Source organism: Bradyrhizobium cenepequi (genome assembly GCF_020329485.1).
GTDB lineage: Bacteria > Pseudomonadota > Alphaproteobacteria > Rhizobiales > Xanthobacteraceae > Bradyrhizobium > Bradyrhizobium cenepequi.
The window spans coordinates 74,935-100,569 of sequence record NZ_JAGKJI010000018.1; the positions used below are offsets into that span (position 1 = coordinate 74,935).

Consider the following 25,635-nt stretch of genomic DNA (forward strand, 5'->3'; position numbering starts at 1 on the left):
TTCAGTTCCTTGTGCCCGGCTCAACCTGCCTATGCCGCTTTCCTGATCTCGGCGGTCTGTTCCTTCAGCGCCGCGATCAGGCCGGGACGGTCGAATTTGGCGACGTAGTCATGGAAACCGGCTTGCCGCCCGCGCTCGATCGCGGCCGGCGAGACCATCGCCGACAGCGCGATGATCGGAACGCTGTTCAAATGCTGATCGGAGCGGATGCTCTCGGCGAACTCAAAGCCGTTCATGTCCGGCATCTCGATGTCGGTCAGCACCACGTCGAACGCCTGTCCCGAACGCAGCACCGCAAGCCCTTCCTGCGCGTTCGGCGCGGTACGCACCTTGTAGCCGGCAGCCTTCAGGACAGGAGCCAGCATGTTGCGGAAGAACGCGCTGTCGTCGACCAGAAGCACCGATTGTGCGTTGGAGGACGGCCGCATCTCCTTGCGGCTGAACCAGTCGGCGAAGGCCATCGGCAGGAAATGTCCGACGTCGATCACTTCGGTCGCCTGGCCCTTGATCACGGCCGAGCCGAGAATGCCTTCCTGCGAACCCGCGACCTCGATGTGCAGCCGCTCCTCGACAATGTCGATGATCTCGTCCACCACAAGCCCCATCGAGCGGCCGTCGTCGGCGAACACGAGAATCGGCTGCGAGCCGGAGGTCTGCACGTTGACACCAGCCATCTGCACCAGCGGCATCAACTGATCCCGGTACTGCACCATGTAGCGGCCGTTGGAGAGCTCGATCTTGTCGGTGGCGATCTCCTCCAGACGCGTGACGAGCCCGAGCGGCACCGCCTTGGGCTGGCTCGTGCCGGCGCGGAACACCAGCAGCGAGGTAAGCTGCTCACCGCTGACATGGGCGGCGGCGCTATCGTCCGCCATCTCATGGGCGGACGAGCCGGCAGCGCCGAGCGCCTTCGCAATGCCGTTGGGGTCGATGATCATGATCACGGCGCCATCGCCCAGAATGGTGTTGCCGGAGAACATGTCGATGTGACGCAGCTTGGTCGACATCGGCTTGACCACGATTTCCTCGGTGTGGAACACGCCGTCGACCACGATGCCGAATGTCTGGCTGCCGACCTGCGTCACCACGATGAAGCCGTTCTCGGGATCGCTGGAAGATCCATCGTCGATCATGAGCAGCTTCTTCAGATGCATCAGCGGCAGCAGCTTGTTGCGCAGGCGCAGCACGGCGGTGTCCTTGATGCGCTCGATTCGGTGCTCGGAATTGGCCCGTGCGCGAACCAGTTCAACGACTGAGAGCTGGGGAATCGCAAAGCGGTCGCCGCCTGCTTCCACGATCAGCGCGGATACGATGGCAAGCGTCAGCGGGATCTTGATGGTGACGGAGCAGCCCTCGCCCGCGACAGACTTGATGTCGATGGTACCGCCGATCTGGTCGATGTTGGTGCGCACCACGTCCATGCCGACGCCGCGGCCGGAAACCGAAGTGACTTGCGCGGCGGTCGAGAAGCCAGGCGCGAAGATGAACTTGTGGATCTGCGCTTCCGTCATCTTCTCCAGCTCGGCCTCGGTAACGAGGCCATTGGCCAGAGCTTTCGCCTTGATCCGTTCGGTGTTGAGACCGCGGCCGTTATCGGCGATACAGATGATGATGTGGCCGCCTTCGTGATAGGCGGAGAGACGGATGGTGCCCTGCTCCGGCTTTCCGGCCGCCGCGCGCTCGGCCGTGGTTTCCAGACCATGATCGGCGGAGTTGCGCACCATATGCGTCAGGGGATCCTTGATCAGATCGAGCACCTGGCGATCGAGCTCGGTGTCGGCGCCGTGCATCTCCAGTTCGATCTGCTTGCCGAGTTCGCCCGAGAGATCGCGCACGATGCGTGGCAGCTTCTGCCAGGCGTTGCCGATCGGTTGCATGCGCGTCTTCATGACGCCTTCCTGCAGTTCGGCGGTGACGTTGGAGAGGCGCTGCAAGGGCACCTTAAACTCGGTGTCCTCGTTGCGGCGGGAGATCTCCAGCAGCTGGTTGCGGGTCAGCACCAGCTCGGAGACCATGGTCATCAGGTGTTCCAGCGTATCCACGTTGACGCGGATCGACTGGTTGGCGACCTTGTCGGACTCGTGCATGTCGCCTTCGGCGGCGGCCGTCTTCCGCGCCGCCTTCTTCTCCTTGGCAACTTCTGCAGCCGGCTCTGAAGCAGCGGCAGGCTTCGGCGCCGGCGCGGCAACAGGTGCGGGCGGCGTCACTTCGGTGGCGGTTTCGCGGAAGGCGCGCTCGAGCTCATCGAGCGAGACTTCACCCGGACGCAACGGACGTTCGAGCGTCTGCACCACCAGTGTGCCCTCTGTTGCCGCGGGCTGCAGCGGCGGCGCGGTCACGACCGGAGCCGCCGGCTCGGCAGCAGGTTCGGCGCCGGCTTCGGCCGCCATCGCCTCGAAACTGCGCTCGGCCATCTCGTGCAGCATGACGATGAGATCTTCGTCCGACCCTTCCGGCTCGGCTTCGGTCGCTTCCAATCCTGCGAGGATCTCCTTGATGCGGTCGATGCTCGACAGGATCAGCGTCACCGCTTCCGCCGTGACGGGCATGCCGTCGCGGAATTTACCCATCAAGGTCTCGCCGGCGTGCGCCAGCGCTTCCAGCCGCGGGAGGCCCAGGAAGCCGCAGGTCCCCTTGATGGTGTGCACCAGGCGAAAAATGTTGTCGAGAATCTTCGCGTTGTTCGGCTCTTGCTCGAACTTGACCAACTGATTGTCGACCGTGTCCAGGCTCTCACTGGTCTCGGTCAAAAACTCCCGCATCAAATCGTCCATGAACCCAGCCTTCGTACGCAGCGGCACGCGACATCGACGCGCCTTACGGAACTTGGGCCAGCTTCCATGCAAAGCGTTTAAGTTTGGTTGAGTATGTGAAAAAGAACGGGATCAACAAAGAGATAAGAAGAAAAGATCGAAGGCAACGCCAAGTTGCAAACAATTGGTTAACGCCATGGCCGCCATCCCGGCGCGCGCCACGCTCGCTCCGAGCCCTTAATTGCGCTCGCCCTTGTTGCTTGAGCATGATCTCTTGAGCGCCTGCGCGCGAGATCATGCAGCAATCGTCAGGATGCGCTGACCACTACCGTGTCGCCCTCGGGGGCGAGCTTGACCGTCAATCCACAGGCCTGCGCCAACAGCCGCGTGTAATAGGGCTGCACTGAATGAGCGTCGGCCGCGGCGGCCGTGCTGCCCAGCATATCGACGATGTTCTGCGGCACGCGGGAGTTCAGCCCGGCCGCGGTGATGCGAAAGCTCATCGTGTCGCCTTCGCCAACGGGATCGATCGTCAGCGTGCCGCCGCGCGGAATCGTCTGCTGCGCGATCAGGAGCATGTTCAGCAGCAGCTTGACGCGGTTCTTGGGCAAGAGCAGCCGTGGCAGATTCCAGGTCAGCGTCACCTTGCCGTCCTCGACGTGCCCCTTGGCCATCGCCTGGGCGTCGCCAAGATCGATCTGCGCGCCCGACGAGCCGGCGGCACCGAAGGCGAGCCGGCAGAACTGCAGGCGGGCGGAGGCGGTCTTGGCGCTCTTGCGGATCAGGTCGAGCGCAAAATCCCGGTCCTCGGGTTTCGGATTATCGTCGAGGACCTCAAGGCCATTGACGATCGCGCCGACAGGACTGATGAGATCGTGGCAGACGCGCGAGCACAACAGCGCCGCCAGTTCGAGGGCATCGGGAGCGGGACCGGAAGACGAAGTGCCAGACATGAAGGGTTCCTGGAATGCCGCGATACGCGCGGACGGGAGCGAATCACGCATGCTTTTGGGCTTGATACACTGCGGAAGCGCATGCTGCCAGCTTGCGGCGGAAGTGCTATGGGAACTCGATCATGATCCGTTTGGACGGACCGGATCATGATCTCATCTCATTGTTCGAGCACGATCTTTCCGGAGAACCGGTGTCTACGTTTCCGAATCATGCTCTAGTTGCCTGTGAGAACCGCTTATGAATGAGGCATGCCCGCCCCTGATCGACGGCGATGCCGCGGCCGCGCTGGTCGAACCGTTGACGGAGTTGGCGATCCGCGCCGGCGAGGCCATCCTCGCGGTCAACCGCAGCGTCATGAAGGTTGAGGGCAAAAGCGACGGCTCGCCGGTGACCGAAGCCGATCTCGCAGCCGACCGCATCATTGTCGAAGGCTTGGCGCGGCTTGCGCCAAACGTGCCGTCACTCTCAGAGGAGCGCACGCGTCTAGCCAGGCCGCCCTACAGGGGCAGCTTCTTCCTGGTCGATCCGCTCGACGGCACCAAAGAGTTCGTCGCCGGCCGCAACGAGTTCACGGTCAACATCGCCCTGGTGACCGAAGGAACGCCGCTGCTCGGCATCGTCGGGGCGCCAGCCCTGGGTGTGATCTGGCGCGGCATTGTCGGCCGCGGCGCCGAGCAGCTGATCGTTCGCGATGGCGCGCCGCCGCTCGTCGAACCGATTCGCACCCGTCCGCACCCGCCGCGCGGAAAGCCCTGGACCGTGGCGGTCAGCCGCTCCCATGGCGATCCGCGCACGGAGGCCTTTATCGCCAAGCGGGGCGGCGCAGTGCGCGCCGAACTTGGCTCCGCGGTGAAGTTCGGGCGGGTGGCCGAAGGCAAGGTCGACATCTATCCCCGCCTTGCGCCGACCTCCGAATGGGACGTCGCAGCCGGCCATGCCGTGGTCACCGCCGCCGGCGGTAAGGTCACGGATTCGCGGGGAGCGGCGCTGCGCTTCGGTTTCCGGGACGATTTCATCGTGCCGGAATTCATCGCCTGCGGTGATCCCGTCGCGGCGCCTTAGAGCATGATCCGGAAAAGTGGAAACCGGTTTTCCGAAAAGATCATGCTCGAACAAAGATTCGTCTCGTCGAGGGCGCTACTGCGCCAGCGTCTGCTCCAACTCCGGCCAGCGGGCTGTGGCGTCTTTCAGGAAGCGTCCGGGATCGGCGACAAAGGCGTCGCGGTTGTCTTCCCGGCCGAACAGATAGAGCCGCTGCCCGGCCACCGCCCAGAACCTTGGATTGCCGGCACAGGTGACGCCGCGCCCGAGGTCGACCGGGTCGTAGCCGCCGAATTGCGGTCCGTAGATCTCGGGATGGGCAACAAAGGAGGCACGATTGCCTTCATTGCGGAAGCGCCAGACCGCGCCTGTTTGCGCCGCCTCAAAGTCTTGCGAACCCGGAAGGGCCGCAGCATCGGTGAAATAGGCCACTGGATCGAATCCCTCGATGGCGAGGCCGGAATAGTGATTGACGACCACCCGCTCGGTCGTTGCGGCCTGAACCGCCGAATCAATGCCGATCAAAGCTAAAAAGGCGGCAGCGAGAACGAAAAAGGCTATTCCGGGGCGCCGGCGATATATTTCCTGCCGTTGTACCGTCATAGTTGCTATCGATAACATTCGAGTCGAGGGGACACTGGGCGCAACCTAGAGCCGACCTTGTTGGCGTCAGGTTAAGGCGGCGACCAGAATTTCGATCGCAGGGGTTCTTTTATGAGTTTCGCATCACGCCTTGCTGCGGCAACGCTCGCCGCGCTGATGTGCTGGATCGCGCCGGTTGCCGCCCAGCAGGCCCCGCCGCCGCAATACCCGCCGCCGCAGCGCGAGCCCACTCCAAGCACCTATGGGCCGGACGAACTTGTTGCCGCCGGCCACAAATTCTTCGGTAACGTCTCGCGCGGGCTTGCCTCCGTCATCGAGCGCGCAGTCAGCCAATGGGGCCTGCCCAATGGCTACGTGCTGGGCGAAGAGGGCTCAGGCGCCTTCGTTGCCGGCCTGCGCTACGGGGAAGGTACGCTCTACACCAAGAATGCCGGCGACCTGCGGGTCTATTGGCAGGGGCCCTCGGTCGGCTTCGACTGGGGCGGCGATGGCGCCCGCACCATGACGCTGGTCTACAACCTGCCCTCCACGCAAGCGATCTACCAGCGCTTCGTCGGTATTGACGGGTCGGCCTATATCGTCGGCGGATTTGGCATGACCGCGCTGACCGCCAACAACATCGTGCTGGTGCCGATCCGTTCCGGCATCGGGCTCAGGCTTGGCGCCAATGTCGGCTACCTGAAATATACCCCGCGCGCGACCTGGAACCCATTCTGATTCCGCCGTTAACGCCTTGACGTGAATCCGTAACCCACGGGCAGGCATTTGGCTGGCCTTTTGTCGGCGGCCCGTGGCATTGTGATTAACGATCCATTATCGTGGGAGTAACCCGTTCATGGTCGAACCGATCATGTATCTGGCGATCGGTTTTCTGGTGTCGATGCTCTGCGGGCTGATGATCGTACCGCTGGTGCATAACCGGGCAGTGCGGCTGACGACCCGGCGCATTGAGGCCGCAACCCCGCTGTCGATGGCCGAGATCCAGGCCGACAAGGACCAGTTGCGCGCGGAATTCGCGATGTCGGCGCGGCGGCTGGAGATGAGCGTCGAGCAGCTCAAGAGCAAGACCACAAGCCAGTTGGCCGAGCTCGGCAAGAAGACCGACGCGATCAACCGCATGAAGATCGAGCTCGGCGAGAAGAACGCGGCGATCTTTGCCCTCGAGGCGCGCGAAAAGGCGATGAAGGAGCAACTCGGCACCACTGAGGGGGAATTCACCGCCAGGGCCGAGCAGTTGCGCGCCGCCGAACAGGCGCTGGCGGACAAACAGAGCGAGCTCGCCAAGATCAATGCCGAACTGAACGACCGCTCGATGGCGGCGGACACCCGCCAGATCGAGCTGGTCTCCGTCCGCACCCAGATCGAGGAATTGAAGGACCGCGTCCGCGACGCCGAAAAGGATTTCGCCGCAACCCAGGCCCGCCTCGCCCAGGAACGCAGCGAATCCGAGACTGCGACCCGCGAGCTTGCGGAGGCACGGGGCCGGGTCGAGAATCTGAGCCAGCGCGTGACCGACCTCGACCAGCAATTGACCGTCCAGGTCAAGGAAGCCGAAGTGCTCGGCAACCGGGTCAACGAACTGCAGGGACGGCTTGAGGCGCAGGGCAAGCTGCTGACCGAACGGGAATCCGAGAACAACCAGCTCCGGCAGGCCAATGAGGCAGCCGAGCGCACGGTGAAGGAATTGCGCGAGGAGATCGGGGCGATGAAAGGCCGCAAATCGCCCGCCCTCGAAAAGCTCAAGAGCGAGAAGACCGCGCTGGAAGAAGAGCTGCGCATCGCTCGCGACGAACGGTCAAAGCTGCAGCGCGACATCGATGCGCTCCAGCAGCGGGCGGAGAGCTCCTGGTCGGCCGAGCGCACGGAGAATGCTCTGCTGCGCGAACGCATCAACGACATCGCCGCCGAGGTCGCGAGGCTGGCGATCCGGCTCGAAGGGCCGAATTCGGCAATCGAAGCCATGCTGGCGGCAGAGCCGTCGATCCCGGCCAAGGCGGGACCGAAAGCCGCCAATGGCGCCGCGAACGGCGTGCCCGCCGCAAACGGCCTGCCCGAAGGCGGCGGAACGCTGGCCGAACGCATCCGGGCGCTGCAATCCCACGCTTCCCGAGCCCGCGGGCAGGAGACATAAAGCGCTTTGGGGGGCGGCTTTGGCTTGACACCCCGCCCCTGCCCTTCGTAAATCGCGAGCTCCGGCTGTAAGGCCGTTTCCGGATGCCGGTCCGGCTTCCGAGCACACCAAGATCCCGGACGCATAGCTCAGCGGGAGAGCGTTCCCTTCACACGGGAGAGGTCCAAGGTTCGATCCCTTGTGCGTCCACCACGCAAACAACTGAAACCTTTGGCGAAATTCACAAAGCCCTGGCATGCCAGATGGTGTTCTAACTGCATCTGCACGCAGGACAGAGCGCGAACATGTGTGCAGAAGCGTGCAAAATGTGTGCACGATGTGCTGGGGACGGACCCTTCCTGGAGCGAATTTCCACTGTACTCGTACAAATAGTGTCACCTTGAGTGTGCACTCCCATGGAGAGCCCCATACAGTCTGCACGGCGGACGCGCTCTGCGCGACCCACGCTCAGAAGGCGACCAGAAGCCCGTCCGTGTGTTCTCTTTCTGTTCAGGAGGTAGGGAGCCCTTGCACCAGGAAATCGATCCTAGAGCCTCCTGAGGCGGTCTGAAGGCCATCCAAAGAATGATGACACCGTAAACGTCGCGGCGTGTCCGCTTTAGCTCAGACACCCGACGTTCTGGAAGCCGCACGGCTGTACGGCTCAGGGCCAATTCCGGACGAGGCTGACGCAAGACGGATCATGCAGATTGTTTTAGGCGATCACTCGGTGGAATTTGAGACCAAGCATTGGAACTTAGATAAGGTGTGCTGGTTTTGCGCGATTGGCTTCTCTCAGTTCCTCATGCGGAAAGGAGAGATTCCAACGCGCGTGTGATAAATGAGCGAGTTAGACCAATATCTGGCGGTGGCGCTCAGTCGTGACGTTGGACATTCGCCACTCCTCGACTGGCTCATCGGCACCGTTCTTGACCTGCCCTCGCTCAAAATGCTGCCGCTCGTCGCGGCTGAGAACTGGCGTCGACCGGCAATACATCCGCGAAAAGATACCGATCGAACCATGTCGGAAACGCGCGGGCCAGATCGCGCTTTCCAGAAAGCTCGAGCCCCAGCCGTTTCGCTTCGATGAAGCTGACGTCCCCCCGCCACCACGCAACTAGAACTGGTAGCTTTGCGCGCACGAGCAATGGCTCGGGGAACCCGGGGTTCACCAGACAAAAAGATATTTCGGATGCTTTGAGCAGCAGAAAGCGGGGCTTCATACCGTCGATCTCGAACCGAACGACGATCGGTTGAGCGGGGAGCGCATCGCGCCGCACGCGCCGCTGCATATCGACGAACAGCGGCTCCGCGTCGAGATTTTCCTTCTCGGACTGACGCGGCAGGAAGCGCTGACCCCATGTGCCCAAGGCCATGACGACGGAGCTGATCTCCTTCCCGGACGCCGTGAGTTCATATTCCGGCCCCGAGTTTCCATCGTAGCGCTCGACTGCGCCGATAGCGATCAGTTCCTGGAGCCTCTCCGACAACATGGTTTTGGAGATGCGAGGAATGCCTCGGCGAATGTCGTTGAAGCGTCGGCTCCCGCAGAGCAGTTCCCGCACCACAAGCAGCGTCCAGCGTCCACCCAAGACTTCATGGGCGCGCGCGATCGAGCAAAACTGTCCATAACCGGCCATCGCGGCAGACTACCAGGTATGGCCGAGTTGCACAGGTCCGGAATCCGGACCCCCGCGCCGCAATCGCACCTGTAAGATGCGAGAGCGTGGCAAGTTCAGAAGGGTGCAAGCATGGCCCAGGTGCCCACCCTCCGATTGAATCCGGCTAATGGCACAGTCCATGGCCGGTTCTTATGAGACTCGAACGAAACGACCTAAAGCGATAGGACCGTCAATGACCGCGGCCCAGGCCACTATCCTAGACACCATCGGCAACACGTCTCTGTTGCCGCTGCGCCATGTCGTCCCCGCCAACGGAGCTCGCATCCTGCTGAAGCTCGAAAGCGAGAATCCGACCGGCAGCATTAAGGATCGCATGGCGCTGGCGATGATCGAGGCGCCCGAGGCCGATGGACGATTGCAGCCTGGCGGCGCGGTCGTCGAATATACCGGCGGCAGCACGGGAGTCTCCCTCGCGTTGGTATGCGCGGTGAGGGTGCAACCGTACCATTGACCGCCGCCACGCTGAGACTGAGGAAGCCGAAGCGATAGGCATTCCCACGCTGGCCGCAGCAACGCGGAAGACGCGTCGTAGCATCCTGTTCTCCCGCACGAAGCGACGGAGCGGAACGACGGTGGACTCGGGCGACAGGCGTCGCCGCATCGTTTGCCGCGATCACACCTGTTCGTCGCGATAGTGGCTTCCGAGACGACCGAGCGGCTCGGTCTCGCGTGGCGACGCCACACCCGGGCGGCGTTCAACGAGCAAGGTCAGAATTCCATACCCCACAGACAACGCCGGTCAATCCATACTCTCTCTCGCAACTTCACTCATGGTTATGGAGGAACGCACCGTGTCGGCTCATCTCCTCATTCTCTATCCTATCCCCAAAGACGCCGTGGCGTTTGACCGCGCCTATAATGACGAGCATCTTTCCTACGCCGGCCCGAGACTCATCGGCGCGACAGGTGTCGCCACCAAGCGCGTGGTCGGGCCGGCGTTTGCGCCACCGCCCTACCATTTGATGTCCGATGTAAGCTTTCCGACGATCGATGCACTGAAAAGCTGTGCAGCGTCCAAGGGCGGCAAGGAAGCCCTGGAGCACGCCGCGTCGATCAGTTCCGGCGGCGCGCCGACGATCATCGTCGTCACCGACGAGACTTAATACTCGTCGCGACACAATCCAAGGCTCGCCCTCGGGGCAGCGACTAATGTGTTCGCCCCGATGGGCTTCACAGCCCTGGCGCTGCTGTGGCTCACGGTGGCACAAGCGGCGTTGTTGACTTTCACCATGCCGATCTGGGCGACGCTGCTCGCTTGGCCGATCCTTGGGGAGCGCGCCAGGCTGCGAAGTGTGATCCCCCTGTGCCTCGGCGTGGCCGGATTGGTCCTCCTTATGGGGGCAAATCTGGGAGCCAGGATCGGCGGGCAGCGATACGCGACAATACCATCAAGCGAGGTCGATGGCCGGGACCAATCGGCCACGCCCCACAGTGATTTGAGGGACTGGCGATGATCGAGTGGTTCGAGGATTTGTCTTTGGGAATGCGCTTCAAAAGCGGAACTGTCCAAGTCTCCGAGCACGATATCAAGCAGTTCGCGGCCAAGTTCGATCCGCAGCCGTTTCATCTAGACGATGACGCTGCGCAAAAAACGATTTTCAAAGGCCTCGCAGCATCGGGATGGCACACCGCTGCCATAGCAATGAGCCTTGTGGTTCAGACTCGTCCGTTTGGTCCTCATCCCCTCATTGGTCTCGGAGTTGACGGTCTTCGCTGGATGACGCCGGTGAGACCCGGCGATATCCTGTTCGTCGAAGGCGAAGTTGTTGGCCTCACGCCTTCCAAGTCCAAGCCTCAAGGCACCGTTTTGATCAAGTGGATTGCTTACAATCAGAACGGCGACGCGGTTTACACTTTCACTCCGATTGGTTTTGTGCCGTGTCGGCCGAAATCGATCTAGGCGCGCGGTGAGGCGATCGAGGCGCCCAAGGGTCCGCGGGATGACGGGAACACCGTAGCCCTTGTGGGCGTCACCTATCGCCTTGTCGGATTCGACACGGCGGAGACCGGCCGTCTGACGCAAGGGGCCAGCGAGGCTGCGCCCGGCGGCTAAACGCCCTTGACCGCGTGGGAGATGCCTACGTTCAAATTGGCCCAGGCTGGTCGTCGTCAGCCCTGAGCGTCATGTGCTCAAGACGCCAATGCGTGAGTACCCGGGCCTTGCTGACGGGCAGATCGTCCTCGGAAATGGCGATGCAACGCTTGATGACGATCTGCTTCTTGTCCATTAGCCGAGCCTCGCAAGCCTCTTGCACGGCCTCGGCCAGTTCATCCGCAGTATCGGCAGACGCCTCGGCATTATCCCCGGGATGATAGACCAGAACGATGCTCAAGTCGTAGGGCTCGCCATCAGGCCGCTCCAGCGCCAGACCGCCATCCAGATCGAAATAGACGAAGGAGATGAGCGCGCCATGTGGTTCGAGCTTCTTGGCCAGCCTCTCATCGACCTTGGTCTTCTGCATCCTGCGAACGAAGGCATCTGGAAAGGCCGCGCGGTCATAGCGTGCACTCAACCAACTGCGCAGAACCTTAAGCCCTTTGCCGTCAACCACGAACGCGCCATCCGGCTCGAAACTCGCGAGCGCGCTCTTGGGCACGAGGCGTTTGCTGGTAGTGACAAGCTCCACGATTACCGGGGCGCCGTCCCGCTGCATCGACAGATGAAGCGTCCGCGGCGCCTTGCCCCAGGAGAAGTTGCCATTGGGCGCTGACACGACACGGCCGACGATAACCTCGACGTGGGGCTCGGCATGCAAATCGTCGTTGGCCAGATCGCAGTCGTGGCTAATGACGACCACGCAGGTGGCATCCGTATCCGCGTGGTGAAGCTCAAGGACGGCACGGGCAATGGCGCACAGAACATGCCCTTGACGCCATGGCGTCTCACGGGACCACTGCGGCTGCCCCTGCTCCATGATCGATCAGGCGTCCTCATCCAGGGAGGGCGTGCCGATGTCCGACGCCTCAGGGCGCGCTTTGCGGCCTCCGAGAATATCATCCAACTTGGTCCTGGCTTCAACGCCGCGCTGGACGACGCGAACGAGTTTCCTGGCGGCCTCGCGTCCGTCGGCGCCCTCGCTGAGCAACTGGAGCAACGACTTGCCCTGCGTGATGGTGCGGTCGAGAGCGAGTGACGTTGGCTTGAAGCCAAGCGCCGAGAAAATTCGCGCGGCCTCGGCAAGCTGTCGCAGCTTCTCCTGATGCGCGGGCTTCGGTGTCTCACCGTTGATCCAGTTGTAGAGTGTCTGCCGCGAGACCCCAAACACTTCTGGCAGGCGCGTGAGGGTGCGCCCAAAGCCGGTCTTGATCACTTGCATCAGCTCGGCATACGGCGCTGCATCGGGCGCCTGAGCCGGCGGAACCACCACCAGGAACGCCTGATACCCGATCTGCAAAACATACATGCGGCGATAGTAATCGCCGCTTTCGATCCCGCCCGTGCCAGCGGCGCCGATGGTGGGCAGAACCTGCGACGCAGGACGGGTATGCGAATGGATCGCCGGAACAGGACGATATCCCGTGCCAGTCGCCAGATCGGGCATAGCTAAGTCAGCGAGAGCGGTCATTCTTCATCCCACACTTGAAAGGCATGCTCAGTCACAACCGCCTTGAAGGCAGCACTGATGACACCATGGATGGTGCCAAGCTGCTCGCCAACAGCTGGGGCTGAAAACGCCATGCGTCTTTCAACGAATCCATCCGTATCCACTGTAGCGTGATGGCCAGAGTATTCCAGGAATCGGTCGTCGATTTGCATGCCGTCCGGCGTGAGGTCAGGAGGAAATGCAAGTCCGCCATCCTGAATAACGACTCGTGAACGCAGTTGCACATCGCCGACTCGACTGAACGTCTCCGAGAAGGAATGCACAGCCTTGCCCCCCAGACGCGCGCCCAGCCCGCGCACTTCTGGCACGACATACAGATCCAGATGATCGTTCGGCCGGGGCGCCACATGGTCAAGGTACCGTAAGCCTACCCGCTCGGTGTAATCGAGTTGCACCACCTCGTGCACGATCGCCAGCCCCTTGAGAAATTGAGCTGAGAAGTCCTCAAACCTCCCGTACCGCGTCGACTGAAGCGTGAGGGCGTCGGGGTTCAACACGAAGATGTGCGTCTTGTCCGCATTTCCGAACAAGAACTGCTCCAGGTTGGTGACGCTCGGTGGCGTTGCGTCGCCTTCCTGGGCGGTGAGCTTAAGCGTAACCATCTTGCGCGACGCAAAATCCGGAAAGCCACCCTTGCGCATCGCCTCTTGGATCGAGGGGAGATAGTCCCCAAGCTTCAGCAGCGTGTTGAAGCGCGCCTGTACTACGGTGAAGTAGACAGGCGGGCTCTTCAGCGGTGTTCCCATAGCCAGCTCCTAGTAAGCCTGCAGTTTACACTTCGGTTTACAAATCGCAAGCCGCATGACGCCGCATGGTTTCACTTGGGTATACCCACGAGAGACATTGGAATGAGACGAAAGTTATGTCTCAATAGGATTGATTTTTGAGTTCCGAGACGACAATCTCAAGAGTCTAGAGCCTATTGAGACAAAAGGGGAGCTGAACGGTGACTGTGATTGGCTACGCCAGGGTGAGCACGACGGACCAGAACCTGGAAGTGCAAGAGGCCGCACTTCGGGCTGCAGGATGCGACCTGATTCGATCGGAGAAGCGCAGCGGCACGTCGACAACAGGCCGGGACGAACTGCGGACGATCCTCGATTTCCTGCGAGCCGGTGACGTCCTGATGGTCACTCGGATCGACCGGCTCGCGAGGAGTATCGGCGATCTCCAGGACATCGTTCGCACGGTGAAGGCGCGCGGTGCGTCGCTGAAAGCTACAGAGCAGCCGATCGACACCAGCACCGCGGCAGGCAAAGCTTTCCTCGACATGCTCGGCGTCTTCGCGGAGTTCGAGACCAACCTGCGGAAGGAGCGGCAGCTTGAGGGAATTGCCGATGCCAAGGCTCGCGGCGTGTACAAGGGGCGAAAGGCGTCGATGGACGTTGCGAAGATCAAGGAGCTGAAGGCCAGCGGCATGGGACCAACCACCATCGCCAAGACACTCAAGATCGGACGAGCTTCGGTCTATCGCGCACTGGAGGACTGACAACCTTGTGGAGCGATGAAGCTGCTGTTCGTCGGGATGGCTCGCCATGGTGAAGATTTTCGTGGAAGAAGCTGAGAACAAAGAGCGAGCGACGTTCCTCCTCCGTTCGACCAAGCCGCCCCGCGCTTCGCAGGCTCCGCGGCGGTCTGAAGCAATAGCCACAGTCACTCAGTAAGTTGGAAACGAGCTGAGAACACCTGGTTGTTCGCAACACGAGCAACCGACGCTGGGCGCCGTGGGGAAAAGCGGGACCGCGCAGCCGATGTTCGGGCCCGGCGTGGACTCCGAGACTCCAAGGCCTCACCATTCGCGGGACCATTTTTTTATTGAACAGGCCCCGCCGTGCGAGAGACGACCCCACAGTACGATTTCGTAAAAGACGAATTTCGACCCAACGCACCCGGTCGAGTTCTGACGCCAAACACTAACCTCAAAGTTCAAGACCGCAAACGAGCAGGTTCCCAAGAAGGAACAACGTTCCGCGCCCTGTTCCAGCGCAGTTTTCGCGAACTCCAGGACATTCAGCGCCAACTCCGGGCTGATGGCCTGTCATATACAGTCGTGGAGACGCAGTGATGCCGGTGGAAGAATCCTCGGCGTTGTTCACGGACTCTGTGCAGACCAGAGAGGAGGCGTTCGAGAACTGGACCACGAAGCGCCGCATCGGCAAGCGGAAGGTGTCCCGTAGCATCCCGGGAAGGGGTGTCCGCGAGCTTGAAGCTGCTTGGCGTTTTGCCAAGAGCATCGGGCAGCCGATGAACCGGTTCGTCACGATCAGGCCATCCGACATCGACGACCACACACCGGTCGAGCGGATCGAGATTTGGCAGCACTGGAGGAACCGACTGGCCCAATTTGCGAGGGACAACCGGTTTCCGTTCACCAGCGTCTGGACAAGAGAGTCGGAGCCTGACACCGGCCGGAAAGAACATCTGCATCTGCTCATGCACGTCCCCCGGAAACGGCTGGCGCAATTCGACGAGTTGATGACGGCGTGGGCCGGCGGAACGGAGCAGATCCTGAACGAGCCGGCCGACTATGGAACGAAGGTGACGGACACCGGCCGGTACAAGAACGTGTTCAACTACATGACCAAGAACAGCCCCCAGGCCGCCTACAAGCGGAAGCGGTACTTCCGCAGCGGTGGTCCAATTTTGGGGAAAAGGTTCGGCACGACCTCAAACATCGCCAGCAAAGCCCGCGCCGTGGCGGAAGTTCGCGGTGGTCTCAGGCGTGATCTGGGCCTGGAGACCGTGCGTCCAGGGACAACTTACCCATCCCATAAAAGGGGATTTTCGATTTTCGATGCAATCGTCTCAGAAAGGCCGGTCGTTACGCGCGAACTGGCCTCAGAAAAAATCGCGGCAAATTCGAATAACTCGAGCAAGAGTGAAGCCGCATGAGCCTCCCCGCGTCGCTGGAACTACTGCCGATCGTTCAGGGCAACGATCTCGCCCGCATCGTGACCGAATGGCCGGACGACCATGACGGCCGCCAGCCGAAGCAACAGCTGCCGAAAAAACGGATGGCGGCCAACGATAACCAGAAGCTCGGTGAAGTCTACACGTTCGCCGAGGCCGCAGCGAAGCTCAGGGTAAGTCCCAGAGCGCTCCACGGCATCATACGAAAGTTTCCGCACTACGCGAAGAATGGCCGGGTGTACCTGTTCTCCGACTCTGACATTCTCGCCATCTGGGAATCTATGAGATGCGCCTCTACCTCTACCAGCGAACTCCGGGTTCGAACTTCTACATCCGCGGCACGGACGCCGAAAGTAACAAGATCTTCGAATCTACAAAAACTGTTCACCGGCCGACCGCGGAAGCGAAGCGCATAACACGCGAGCAGGAGCTGCTGCAGGAGTCGGTCCACGGCAAGAAGGCGGTGGTGACGTTCGACCAGGCTGCGGCGTCCTACCTCAAGAATGGCGGTGATCCCCGCTTCCTCGGTAAGTTCGACGAGGAGACCGGCACATTCGACGGTCTCACCGGGAAGCTCTCCGGGATGAAGCTGCGGACGATTACGCAATCCAAGCTCGACGAGGTCGCGGCCGAGCTGCTGCCGAACGTCCAGCCGGAGACCCGCAACCGTCAGGTCTACACCCCCTTCGTGGCGGTATGGAATCACGCGGTCGGCAACGAATGGGCGGACTTCCGGAAGTGGCGCCGGCCGAAGAAGCCGAAGGGCACCCGAACGTTCGAGACCAGGAAGAAGCGGGTCGGCAGCTTCCCAACCACCTATGACCGGGCCGCGAAGTTCGTGACAGCCATGTCGCCGGCGAACGCCATCGTCATGACCATCCTCTTCTACACGGGCATGCGGCCGATTGAGTTGTTCCTGATGGATAGCGTCCAGGTCCAGGTCCCGAAGCGCTGGATAGTCCTGCCGTCGTCCAAAACCGGCGACCCCCGCGGCGTCCCCATGCACGATTTCCTGGTCCCGCTGCTCTCTGCGCTGGTCAAGCGCAAGGATGGCCCCAGGCTCGTCAGGACGTGGGAGGGAGAGCCCTGGACGGTCGTGGAGGGCAATGGCGGCCAGATGAAGAAGGGCATCGCCAACGCCCGCAGCCGCACCGGCATCCGCGATATCGCGCCCTACACCGCCCGGCACACGGTCTCGACCCAGCTGGTGGTCAACGGCGTTCACGAGTACATCAAGGACCAGATTCTGGGGCACGTCGTCGACGACACCAGCCACGACTACGTCGACATCCCGAAGGCCAAGCTGATCGAGTCCATCAACACCCTACCGACTTTCCCAGAGTGGGCCGCCATGCCCTGGATGACCGACCCGCTCGGCTGGGAGCACAAGCGAGTGCTGCCACTGATCGCCGAGAAGAAGGCCAAACTGCTCAAATTGGCCTAGAGTGAAGTGTGCAAAATGTGTGCAGCAATGTCGCGAAGATCAGAAAACGCCTTGTTTGATAGGCGCAGCAGCTACGGCCCCCCGCCTTCACACGGGAGAGGTCCAAGGTTCGATCCCTTGTGCGTCCACCATCACCCTAAGCCCGCAACTGTCGCAGAGAAGCTCTCTCCGATGTGGGGCCTTCACACCCAGCCGATCGTACTAACGTGGCCCTTCTCAAATCCCGAGCATCCAGATCGCAACGATCGCTGCAATCGTCGCCAGGGCGCTGATGGTCCAGCCAGCGGCGTATAGGGTGTTGTTGTGTCCGGTGCCGAGCATCGCGTCCGCCTGATCGGTGGTCGATCGCCAGCGCATGGCCATCTCCTCAAGCCTGCCCGAAGCCAGAACGCCCGGCACGCGTCGTGGGTTCCAGTCTCACGCGTACAGTGATAGTCCCCTGCACATCGGCCAAGACATGCGGTGAGCGGCTCGTCGATGGTCAGCTTCCGCGTCAGCCTGCGCCCGTGAACCATGAGGCGGGGCCGCGGGATTCGACTCTCGCGTACGAAGAGATTCATGAAAGTGGTCGCGGCGGTCGCGGACACGGCGCAGGAGTTCACGCGCCGCTCACGGATAGCTGATCTCGGCAACGGAACTAGAAGCATCGCGGTTCCGTTGCAGGCGGGGCGAATTTGGGAGAACCATCCGATGCGCAAACTGATTATCGCCGCCACCGCACTGGCCTTCATTTCGTCGCCCGCTTTCGCGCAGACCACCGACAAGGCCGGCGGCACCACGGGCGCGGCCGCGCAGAGCGACACCGCGAACCAAGACAACGCGTCGAAAATGGCGCCGAAGAAGAGCTCGAAGAAGGTAGCCAAGAAGTCGTCCAAGAAGTCCGGCGAGACCACGACGCATCAATAAGACAGGATTTGTGGGGACAACAAAGGCCGCCCTTAGGGCGGCCTTTCACATGTCCCGGGTACCGTGGCTCACCGTCCTTCCTGTCCAGGATTTCCACTGGATTTGCAGGCCACTGCATTCACCGGGAGGAACATTTCCCTTGGTGTCGAATTACCGGCTGAGGACCTGCGGGCATGGACGTGTGATGTTGAACCTCTTTGACGATTCAGACGAAGCAGAGATCGAAAAGATCCTGGCCCATCACGCCGCCATCAGCGCCGCCTCGAACGGGACCGGCTCCCACGAGAAGCAGTTTCGCGATGTGCTGCAGGCGTTGCCCGCCGCGATCTACACAACGGATGCAGACGGTCGCATCACCTTCTTCAATGAGGCCTGCGTCGATTTTGCCGGGCATGCGCCGAAGATCGGCGACATGTGGTGCGTGAGCTGGAAGCTGTTCCGCCCGGACGGCACGCCGCTCCCGCAAGAGGATAGCCCGATGGCGATTGCGCTTCGAGAAAACCGCCCGGTGCGCAACATGGAAGCGATCGCCGAACGGCCCGACGGCTCGCGCATCTGCTTCATGCCTTACCCCACACCGTTGCGCGACCCTGCCGGCCGGCTGATCGGCGCCGTCAACATGCTGATCGATATCACCATGCGCAAGCAGGCCGAGGAGCGCATGATGCGGCTCGCCTGGGAGGTCGATCATCGCGCGAACAATCTGCTCGCGGTGATCCAGGCGATCCTGCGCCTGACCACGGCCGATACCGCAGAGGAGTTCCAGGCGGCCTTCCAGGGGCGGCTCGGCGCGCTTGCCAATGTGCAGCGGCTGTTCTCGGTCTCGCGCTGGACCGGCGCCAACATCCGGGCGATCATCGAACAGGAGCTCAAGCCCTATGCGGAGCGCGACTCGAAGCAGGTCGCGATCAGCGGCCGCGATTTGAGGCTGACCGCTGCGCTGGCGCAGGCGGTCGCGGTCTCCGTGCATGAGCTCGCCACCAACGCCGCCAAATATGGCTCGCTCTCCAGCCCATCAGGCAGGATCGAGGTGAGCTGGCGGACCGACAACGCCCGGCTTGCCCTGCACTGGAAGGAGACCGGCGGTCCCAGGGTGGCCGAGCCGGCGCGGACAGGGTTCGGCGTCGGCGCCGTCGATGGCGTGGTCCGCACCTTGAGCGGCACCATCACCCGGCAGTGGAAGCCGGAAGGGCTGATTTGCGATTTCTGTTTCCCGGATATTGCCGCGTAAGCCTGCCTCGTCTGCCAGCCCCCTACATCTGCACTTCGATCAGCCGCGGTCCCGGCTCGGCAATCGCTTCCGCCAGCGCCTTGTTGAACTCGTCGGCGGTGGTGACCGCGCGGCCCGGCACGCCCATGCCCTTGGCGAGCGCGACGAAGTCGATAGTCGGCCGGTCGATCTTGAGCATGTCCTGCGCCCGCTTGCCCGGCTCGCCGGCGCCGACGCCGTCGAACTCGCCGCGCAGGATCTGATAGATGCGATTGGCGAACACGATGGTGACGACGTTCAGGTTCTCGCGCGCCTGCGTCCACAGCGCCTGGATCGTGTACATCGAAGAGCCGTCGCCGACCATGCAGATCACCTTGCGATCGGGCGCGGCCACTGCGGCGCCGGTCGCGACCGGCGGCGAGAAGCCGATCGAGCCGCCCATGTTCTGCAGCCAGTCGTGCGGCGCGGCGGCCGCCGTCGGCGGGAAGAAGCCGCGGCCGGTGGTGATGGATTCATCGACCACGATAGCGTTCTCGGGAATCGCGCACGCAATCGCCTGCGCAATCGAAGCGTGGGTCAGCGCGCCGGTCGGCTTCGCAAGCTCGACAAGCTTCTGCGGCTTGACGTCCTGCGGCTTGGCCCCGAGTGCGCCGGCGAGCGCCTCCAGCGCCGCCACTGAATTCTCCCCGCCCGAGGTCATGCGATGCACCTCGCAGCCGGCCGGCTTCAGAAGGCTCGGCTTGTTCGGATAGGCGAAGAAGGCAACGGGGTCGTTGGTCTCGACCAGCACGATATTCTTGAAATCCTTGAGAATCGGCAGCGCCTGCTCGATCACATAGGGGATACGGTCGATCGAGAAGCGGCTCCTGCCGCGCGCCATCTTCGGGTTGTAGGTCTGGCCCATCACCTTGCAGCCGGTCTTGCCCGCGATCTGCTGCGCCAGCGCCAGCCCGTGCTCGGTCAGCGCGCTGCCGGTCAGCAGCAACAGGTTCTGCGAACCGCCTTCGCGCAGGACTTTGGCCGCCGCTTCCACTGCCTGCGCCGAATAGTTCGGCCGCTGGCTTTCCAATGGCACCTGCGCGATGCCGTCGGCCTCATTCCAGGCCGTATCGGCCGGCAGGATCAGGGTCGCGATCTGCGGCGGCGTGCTCTTGGCGGCGGCGATCGCGGCAGCACCGTCGGCGGCGACCGACTTGGCGTCCGGCGAGGTCCTGACCCAGGCCGACATTGGCCGCGCCAGGCCCTCGATGTCCGAGGTCAGCGGTGCGTTGTAGCCGATGTGGTAGGTCGCGTGCTGGCCGACGATGTTGACGACGCCGGAATTCGCCTTCTTGGCGTTGTGCAGGTTGGCAAGGCCATTGGCGAGACCGGGGCCGAGATGCAACAGCGTCGAGGCCGGTGTTTCCTTGATACGGAAATAACCGTCGGCCGCGCCTGTCACCACGCCCTCGAACAGGCCGAGCACGCAGCGCATGCCCTCGACCCTGTCCAGCGCGGCGACAAAATGCATCTCCGAGGTGCCAGGATTGGTGAAACAGACGTCGACGCCGCCCGCGACCAATGTCCGCACCAGACTTTCCGCACCATTCATGTCTCGCTCCCGCACTCTCGTGGTGTTGTGTTGGCCCAGGCACAGCCTCCAAGCCCGGCCCAGATCAACCATTGTTCACCCGTTTCGTCAAAGGGTTAGGGGAACATTGCTGCCATCGTTTCCGATGTGTTGCCTTTTTTAACCGCCCTGTCCGAAAATCTGTTGCTCACGGCGGCGTGGGTTGCGAATTCGAATCACTTATGGCCTCACTTTCGTGAGGTTGGGAATGACGCGAGGAAGGCAATGACACGGGGCTGGGTTTTGCTGTCGGCGGCGCTCTTGATGCTGGGAGGCGCCGGCCAGGCGCAGGCCCAATTCTTCGACAGCCGCGATATCATGGGCGGTGGCCCGAACTTCTTCGGCTCCGGTGCGAGCGCGATCCCACGTGCGACCGTGATGTACCCGACCCATTATGCGCCCGGCACCATCGTCATCAATACCGCCGAGCGGCGGCTCTATCTGGTGCTGCCCGGCGGCCAGGCGCTGCGCTACGGCATCGGCGTTGGCCGCGACGGCTTCCGCTGGGGCGGAACCCATCGCATCACCGCCAAGAAGGAATGGCCGAGCTGGACGCCACCGGCACAGATGCTGCGGCGCCGCCCCGACCTGCCGCGCCACATGGCCGGCGGAATCGAAAATCCGCTCGGTGCCCGCGCGATGTATCTCGGCTCGACCCTTTACCGCATCCACGGCTCGAACGAGCCGGAGACGATCGGACAAGCGGTATCGTCGGGCTGCTTCCGCATGACCAACGAGGATGTGACCGATCTCTATAGCCGCGTCTCGGTGGGCACAACGGTCGTCGTCAAGAATTAGGACGGAACCGGCGCTGCTATACGCAGGCGCGTCCCATCCAAGCTTGCACGCGCAGGGTGATTGCGGCAGCGTCATCGCGATGTGCACGCTTCTTCGTATCTTCGGTTTCGTCGCCGTCGTGGCCACGCTGGCCGCGACCGCCCCGGACCTTGTCGCGCCAACGGCGTGGGCGGGTGAGAACCCATCAGTTACCTCCCGCCAGCGCAACGAAAAGAGAGCCTTCACCGACAGCGAGATCACCGAAGGCTTCATGAAGACGGCGTTCGGCGCCGAGTACCACCTCGCAGGTCGCGTCGACCGCATCCGCAAATACGAGGTCCCGATCAGGGTATTCGCTGACGGCACCCGCGCCGACCGCAAGGCGCAGCTCGCAAGGATCGTCGGCGACATTGCCGCCAAGGTCCAACATCTCGACATCGCCATGACCGATAGCAGCGAGACCGCCAACATCAAGGTAAGGCTGGTGCGCGATCGTGATCTCTATCGCACCATCACGACCTTCTACGGCAGCGAGCGGGCGAAAGAGATTCGTTCCTCGCTCGACCCGCAATGCCTGAGCGGCTTTCGCAAGAACGACAATTTCGAGATCGAGCATTCCGACGTGATCCTCACGGTCGACAATGGCGATTTCGTCTTCTTCGATTGCGCCTACGAGGAACTGTTGCAGTCGCTCGGCCCGATCAACGACACTTCGAGCGTGCCCTGGACCATGTTCAACGACAACGTCTCGATGGGCTATTTCGACATCTATGACCAATACATCCTCAACCTGCTCTACGATCCCCGCATCAAGGCCGGCATGACCGTACAGGAAGTCAAGGCCGTGCTGCCCGCGGTCCTCGCCGGCGTTCGCGCCTGGGTCAAGAAGGTGAACAATCTGCCGGAGTGAAGGGTGCTGAACACGTAGGATGGGTAGAGCGAAGCGAAACCCATCATTCGCGCCGCACGCTTCATCGCGATGGGTTTCGCTTCGCTCTACCTGTGCCCATCCCCGAGACGCCGCTTGCGCGGCTGCTCGATCTGAGAGCATTCAGATGAGTACCCGACGCATTACATATGAAATCACCTGATCTGCTAGCACCTGCGGTCGAGTGTCGCCGGCCTGCAGTCGAAGCTCCGGAGCGTCCGGCGCTTCATACGGCTGATCGACGCCGGTGAAGTTTCTGATCTCGCCCGCCAGTGCGCGGCGATAGAGTCCCTTGGGGTCACGTGCGATACACGCTTCCAGCGGCGCATCAACGAATATCTCGATAAACGCTTCCGCGCCGATCAGTTCGCGCAGCGTCTGCCGCTCGGCGCGGAAAGGCGAGATGAACGAACACATCACGACCAGCCCGGCGTCAGCCATCAGCTTCGCTACCTCGCCGACCCGCCGGATATTCTCGACCCGATCGGCTTGAGTGAAGCCGAGATCCTTGTTGAGACCCAGGCGAACGTTGTCACCGTCGAGCAGGGTCGTGTGAATGCCACGTGAATGCAGCCCCGCCTCGACAAGATTGGCGACTGTGGATTTACCCGCCCCCGATAAGCCAGTGAACCATAGTACCAGCGGCCTGTGATGCATCAGGCGCGACCGGTCCGCTGTTGTCACGGCGATATCCTGAGGGCGAATGTTGGCGGCCCGGCGGAGCGCGAAGTCGATCATGCCCGCGGCCAGCGTCTCGTTGGTATAGCGATCGATCAGGATGAAGGAGCCGGTTTCGCGATTGTCGCTATAGGCATCGAAAGCGACAGGCCGCGCGAGCGACAAGTTGCAGACGCCGACGTCATTCAACGACAACGTCTTCGCTACGCTCCTCCCGAGCGTGTTGACGTCGATCCGATGCTTGAGGGTGGTTACCGTCGCGGCAACGGTCCCGTGATTGATCTTCATCAGATAGGATCTTCCGGGCAGCAGCCCCTCGCTGGACATCCATACCAGATGCGCGGCAAACTGATCGGCCACAAGCGGACGGTGCTGCGAGGCGACGAGCATGTCGCCGCGGCCAATGTCGATCTCGTCGGTCAGGGTCAGCATGACCGCATCGCCCGCCGCAGCAGTATCGCATTCGCCGCCGGCGACAAAAATCTGCTTCAGTCTGCTAACCTGCCCCGACGGCAGGACCGCGAGTTCATCGCCGACGCGCGCACGGCCGCTTGCCACTGTTCCGGCGAAGCCACGAGAATCCGGATCGGGACGCAAGACGAGTTGCACCGGCATGCGGAACGGTCCCAGGCTGCACTCGTCCTCGACGTCGATCTCTTCAAGGTACGACAGCAAGGTCGGCCCGCAATACCAGGCCATTCGCGGACTTGGTGCTGAAACGTTGTCGCCATCACGCGCCGAGACGGGAATCGCCTGGATGGTCCGAAACCCGAGATCGCCGGCGAAGCTGACAAAGTCTGCCGCGATCCGTGTGAAGACCTCCTGGTCAAAGGCCACGAGGTCCATCTTGTTGACGGTCAGCACCACATGGCGAAGGCCCAGCATACTGGCAATAATCGCATGGCGTCGGGTCTGTGTCAGAAGGCCCATGCGCGCATCCACCAGCAAAACCGCGAGATCAGCGGTCGATGCGCCGGTGGCCATATTACGCGTATATTGCTCGTGGCCAGGGGCGTCGGCGACGATAAAGGCGCGCCGCTCGGTCGCGAAATAGCGATAGGCAACATCGACGGTGATGCCCTGCTCTCGCTCGACCTCCAGCCCGTCCAATAACAATGCAAAATCCACCGCGCCAGTGGTGCCATGTTTCTGCGAGTCACGTTCGAGCGCGGCCAGATGGTCATGGTGAACCAGCTTCTTCTCGTAGAGCAGCCGGCCGATCAGCGTGGATTTTCCGTTGTCCACGGAACCGCAGGTGAGGAAACGCAAAGGCAGCCGTGTGTAGGCGTTCAACGGCATCGCCTCGCTGCCGGGCGGCGCGGAAGTGCGTTCCTGCATCAGAAATAGCCTTCGCGCTTCTTCTGCTCCATCGAGCCGTTGTCATCGCGATCGATCACGCGGCCCTGACGTTCCGATATGGTCGACGCCATCATTTCGGCGATAATGTCGTCTATGGTCGCAGCGTTGGACGGAATGGCCCCTGTGAGCGGGTAACAGCCGAGCGTCCGAAAACGCACCTGCATCATACGTGGCACCTCGCCCGGCAAAAGCGCCAGCCGTTCATCGTCAACCATGATCAGCGCGCCATCACGCTCGACGACCGGGCGCGATCTCGCGAAATAGAGGGGCACGACAGGAATTTGCTCAGCACGAATGTAGTGCCACACGTCCAGTTCGGTCCAGTTGGAAAGCGGAAACACACGCATCGTCTCCCCCTTTTTCATGCGCGTGTTGAACAGACCTCTGAATTCGGGACGCTGGTTGCGTGGGTCCCATCCTTGAGCGGCCGTTCGCAGCGAGAAGATGCGCTCCTTGGCGCGGCTCTTTTCCTCGTCGCGGCGCGCGCCACCGAAGGCGGCATCGAAATGCCATTTCTCGAGCGCTTGGCGCAGACCTTCCGTCTTCATCACATGAGTGTGCAGGGCGGGGCCGGACGCGATCGGGGAGATGCCGCGAGCGAGCCCCTCCGCGTTGACGTGAACCAGCAATTCCAGCCCGGAGCGTGCAACCAATTCGTCGCGGAACGCGATCATCTCGCGAAACTTCCAAGTGGTATCGACGTGGAGCAACGGGAACGGCAGCATTGCCGGCGCAAATGCCTTCAACGCCAAGTGAAGCATAACGCTCGAGTCCTTGCCGATCGAATACAACATGACCGGTTTGCTAAACTCGGCGACCGCCTCACGGATAATATAAATTGCTTCCGCTTCGAGACGACGCAAGCGGAGATGATGATGGTGCCAAGTCATATCGCAGCAGGTCATATCGCAGTCCGGAACCAGGAGTCCGACGATCGCCATATTGCACAGTTGGAGCAACGGGCCAGGCGCGGAACCTTGTGAGCGTAGCGCCTGTCGCGATCATGGTGAGGAATTTGCGGCATAGGTTGGGCGGCAGTCACCGGCTGCCGAGCCATTCCGCGGTC

24 protein-coding genes, 1 tRNA gene and 1 pseudogene are annotated in these 25,635 nt (G+C 62.0%); 15 read left to right on the forward strand and 11 right to left on the reverse strand.

Annotation, left to right across the window (positions count from 1 at the left end; all coding sequences use genetic code 11):
* Positions 1-29: 29 nt before the first annotated feature.
* Positions 30-2,774: a hybrid sensor histidine kinase/response regulator gene (locus tag J6497_RS19965; RefSeq protein ID WP_225705987.1), complete on the reverse strand. Its 2,745-nt coding sequence runs from the start codon at positions 2,772-2,774 to the stop codon at positions 30-32.
* A gap of 287 nt (positions 2,775-3,061) precedes the next feature.
* Complete coding sequence (gene chpT, locus J6497_RS19970; RefSeq protein WP_225705988.1) at positions 3,062-3,706, reverse strand: histidine phosphotransferase ChpT; 645 nt, start codon at positions 3,704-3,706, stop codon at positions 3,062-3,064.
* Between the two features lie 238 nt (positions 3,707-3,944).
* Here chpT and cysQ point away from each other — a divergent pair, with 238 nt between their 5' ends.
* Positions 3,945-4,769, forward strand: coding sequence for a 3'(2'),5'-bisphosphate nucleotidase CysQ (cysQ, locus tag J6497_RS19975; RefSeq protein ID WP_225705989.1), 825 nt, complete (start codon positions 3,945-3,947; stop codon positions 4,767-4,769).
* 75 nt (positions 4,770-4,844) lie between these two features.
* Here the strand turns inward: cysQ and J6497_RS19980 are convergent, their stop codons facing one another.
* A complete protein-coding gene (locus J6497_RS19980; RefSeq protein WP_225705990.1) occupies positions 4,845-5,369 on the reverse strand; it encodes a YHS domain-containing (seleno)protein in 525 nt (174 codons plus the stop codon).
* Between the two features lie 93 nt (positions 5,370-5,462).
* Here J6497_RS19980 and J6497_RS19985 point away from each other — a divergent pair, with 93 nt between their 5' ends.
* The 3 genes from J6497_RS19985 to J6497_RS19995 all read left to right on the forward strand — a co-directional run bounded on the left by J6497_RS19985 (position 5,463) and on the right by J6497_RS19995 (position 7,674).
* Entirely contained in the window at positions 5,463-6,068 is a 606-nt protein-coding gene (locus J6497_RS19985) for a DUF1134 domain-containing protein (RefSeq protein ID WP_225705991.1), read from the forward strand.
* A gap of 118 nt (positions 6,069-6,186) precedes the next feature.
* Positions 6,187-7,482 carry a coiled-coil domain-containing protein gene (locus J6497_RS19990; protein WP_225705992.1) on the forward strand — a complete coding sequence of 432 codons (1,296 nt, stop codon included), beginning with the start codon at positions 6,187-6,189 and terminating at the stop codon, positions 7,480-7,482.
* Positions 7,483-7,599: 117 nt separating this feature from the next.
* Positions 7,600-7,674 (forward strand) — tRNA-Val (locus tag J6497_RS19995).
* Positions 7,675-8,405: 731 nt separating this feature from the next.
* Here the strand turns inward: J6497_RS19995 and J6497_RS20000 are convergent.
* The gene (locus tag J6497_RS20000) at positions 8,406-9,101 is read right to left on the reverse strand and encodes a winged helix-turn-helix transcriptional regulator (protein WP_225705993.1); all 696 of its coding nucleotides are present in this window, start codon (positions 9,099-9,101) and stop codon (positions 8,406-8,408) included.
* Between the two features lie 214 nt (positions 9,102-9,315).
* Here J6497_RS20000 and J6497_RS20005 point away from each other — a divergent pair, with 214 nt between their 5' ends.
* The 4 genes and pseudogenes from J6497_RS20005 (at position 9,316) to J6497_RS20020 (ending at position 11,043) form a co-directional block, all read left to right on the forward strand.
* Positions 9,316-9,594 carry a pyridoxal-phosphate dependent enzyme gene (locus tag J6497_RS20005; RefSeq protein ID WP_225705994.1) on the forward strand — a complete coding sequence of 93 codons (279 nt, stop codon included), beginning with the start codon at positions 9,316-9,318 and terminating at the stop codon, positions 9,592-9,594.
* Between the two features lie 340 nt (positions 9,595-9,934).
* Positions 9,935-10,246 (forward strand): EthD domain-containing protein, encoded by a 312-nt coding sequence (locus J6497_RS20010; protein WP_225705995.1) that lies wholly within the window; start codon positions 9,935-9,937, stop codon positions 10,244-10,246.
* A 36-nt stretch (positions 10,247-10,282) separates the two neighbouring features.
* A pseudogene (locus tag J6497_RS20015) lies at positions 10,283-10,597 on the forward strand (EamA family transporter); the annotation flags it as partial.
* The gene (locus J6497_RS20020; RefSeq protein ID WP_225706038.1) at positions 10,588-11,043 is read left to right on the forward strand and encodes a MaoC family dehydratase; all 456 of its coding nucleotides are present in this window, start codon (positions 10,588-10,590) and stop codon (positions 11,041-11,043) included. The pseudogene J6497_RS20015 and the gene J6497_RS20020, both read left to right, overlap by 10 nt.
* Before the next feature lie 184 nt (positions 11,044-11,227).
* On the opposite strand, the gene J6497_RS20025 is transcribed toward J6497_RS20020, so the two are convergent.
* From J6497_RS20025 to J6497_RS20035, 3 genes are read right to left on the reverse strand one after another with little or no spacing between them, the layout of a single operon-like run.
* Positions 11,228-12,058: a hypothetical protein gene (locus tag J6497_RS20025; protein ID WP_225705997.1), complete on the reverse strand. Its 831-nt coding sequence runs from the start codon at positions 12,056-12,058 to the stop codon at positions 11,228-11,230.
* 6 nt (positions 12,059-12,064) lie between these two features.
* A complete protein-coding gene (locus J6497_RS20030) occupies positions 12,065-12,709 on the reverse strand; it encodes a hypothetical protein (RefSeq protein ID WP_225705998.1) in 645 nt (214 codons plus the stop codon).
* Positions 12,706-13,494, reverse strand: coding sequence for a TIGR04255 family protein (locus J6497_RS20035; protein ID WP_225705999.1), 789 nt, complete (start codon positions 13,492-13,494; stop codon positions 12,706-12,708). The genes J6497_RS20030 and J6497_RS20035 overlap by 4 nt, the downstream gene beginning before the upstream one ends.
* A gap of 200 nt (positions 13,495-13,694) precedes the next feature.
* Here J6497_RS20035 and J6497_RS20040 point away from each other — a divergent pair, with 200 nt between their 5' ends.
* The 3 genes from J6497_RS20040 (at position 13,695) to J6497_RS20050 (ending at position 17,102) form a co-directional block, all read left to right on the forward strand.
* Positions 13,695-14,237, forward strand: a complete 543-nt coding sequence (locus tag J6497_RS20040; protein ID WP_225706000.1) for a recombinase family protein — start codon at positions 13,695-13,697, stop codon at positions 14,235-14,237.
* 575 nt (positions 14,238-14,812) lie between these two features.
* Entirely contained in the window at positions 14,813-15,640 is an 828-nt protein-coding gene (locus J6497_RS20045; RefSeq protein ID WP_225706001.1) for a hypothetical protein, read from the forward strand.
* Positions 15,641-15,944: 304 nt separating this feature from the next.
* Complete coding sequence (locus J6497_RS20050) at positions 15,945-17,102, forward strand: tyrosine-type recombinase/integrase (protein ID WP_225706002.1); 1,158 nt, start codon at positions 15,945-15,947, stop codon at positions 17,100-17,102.
* Positions 17,103-17,318: 216 nt separating this feature from the next.
* Here the strand turns inward: J6497_RS20050 and J6497_RS20055 are convergent, their stop codons facing one another.
* Positions 17,319-17,459 (reverse strand): hypothetical protein, encoded by a 141-nt coding sequence (locus J6497_RS20055; protein ID WP_225706003.1) that lies wholly within the window; start codon positions 17,457-17,459, stop codon positions 17,319-17,321.
* A gap of 207 nt (positions 17,460-17,666) precedes the next feature.
* On the opposite strand from J6497_RS20055, the gene J6497_RS20060 reads away from it, so the two are divergent.
* Both J6497_RS20060 and J6497_RS20065 read left to right on the forward strand, forming a co-directional pair.
* Positions 17,667-18,008, forward strand: coding sequence for a hypothetical protein (locus J6497_RS20060; RefSeq protein WP_225706004.1), 342 nt, complete (start codon positions 17,667-17,669; stop codon positions 18,006-18,008).
* 184 nt (positions 18,009-18,192) lie between these two features.
* Positions 18,193-19,239: an HWE histidine kinase domain-containing protein gene (locus tag J6497_RS20065; RefSeq protein ID WP_225706005.1), complete on the forward strand. Its 1,047-nt coding sequence runs from the start codon at positions 18,193-18,195 to the stop codon at positions 19,237-19,239.
* A gap of 22 nt (positions 19,240-19,261) precedes the next feature.
* On the opposite strand, the gene J6497_RS20070 is transcribed toward J6497_RS20065, so the two are convergent.
* Entirely contained in the window at positions 19,262-20,809 is a 1,548-nt protein-coding gene (locus tag J6497_RS20070) for an acetolactate synthase large subunit (RefSeq protein ID WP_225706006.1), read from the reverse strand.
* 243 nt (positions 20,810-21,052) lie between these two features.
* Here J6497_RS20070 and J6497_RS20075 point away from each other — a divergent pair, with 243 nt between their 5' ends.
* Both J6497_RS20075 and J6497_RS20080 read left to right on the forward strand, forming a co-directional pair.
* Positions 21,053-21,625 (forward strand): L,D-transpeptidase, encoded by a 573-nt coding sequence (locus J6497_RS20075; protein WP_225706007.1) that lies wholly within the window; start codon positions 21,053-21,055, stop codon positions 21,623-21,625.
* A gap of 79 nt (positions 21,626-21,704) precedes the next feature.
* On the forward strand, positions 21,705-22,514 hold the full coding sequence (locus J6497_RS20080) for a DUF2927 domain-containing protein (protein WP_225706008.1): 810 nt from the start codon (positions 21,705-21,707) through the stop codon (positions 22,512-22,514).
* 141 nt (positions 22,515-22,655) lie between these two features.
* Here J6497_RS20080 and cysN read toward each other — a convergent pair whose 3' ends face one another.
* Entirely contained in the window at positions 22,656-24,548 is a 1,893-nt protein-coding gene (gene cysN, locus J6497_RS20085) for a sulfate adenylyltransferase subunit CysN (RefSeq protein ID WP_376708240.1), read from the reverse strand.
* Complete coding sequence (cysD, locus tag J6497_RS20090; RefSeq protein ID WP_225706040.1) at positions 24,548-25,474, reverse strand: sulfate adenylyltransferase subunit CysD; 927 nt, start codon at positions 25,472-25,474, stop codon at positions 24,548-24,550. The genes cysN and cysD overlap by 1 nt, the downstream gene beginning before the upstream one ends.
* Between the last annotated feature and the right edge of the window lie 161 nt (positions 25,475-25,635).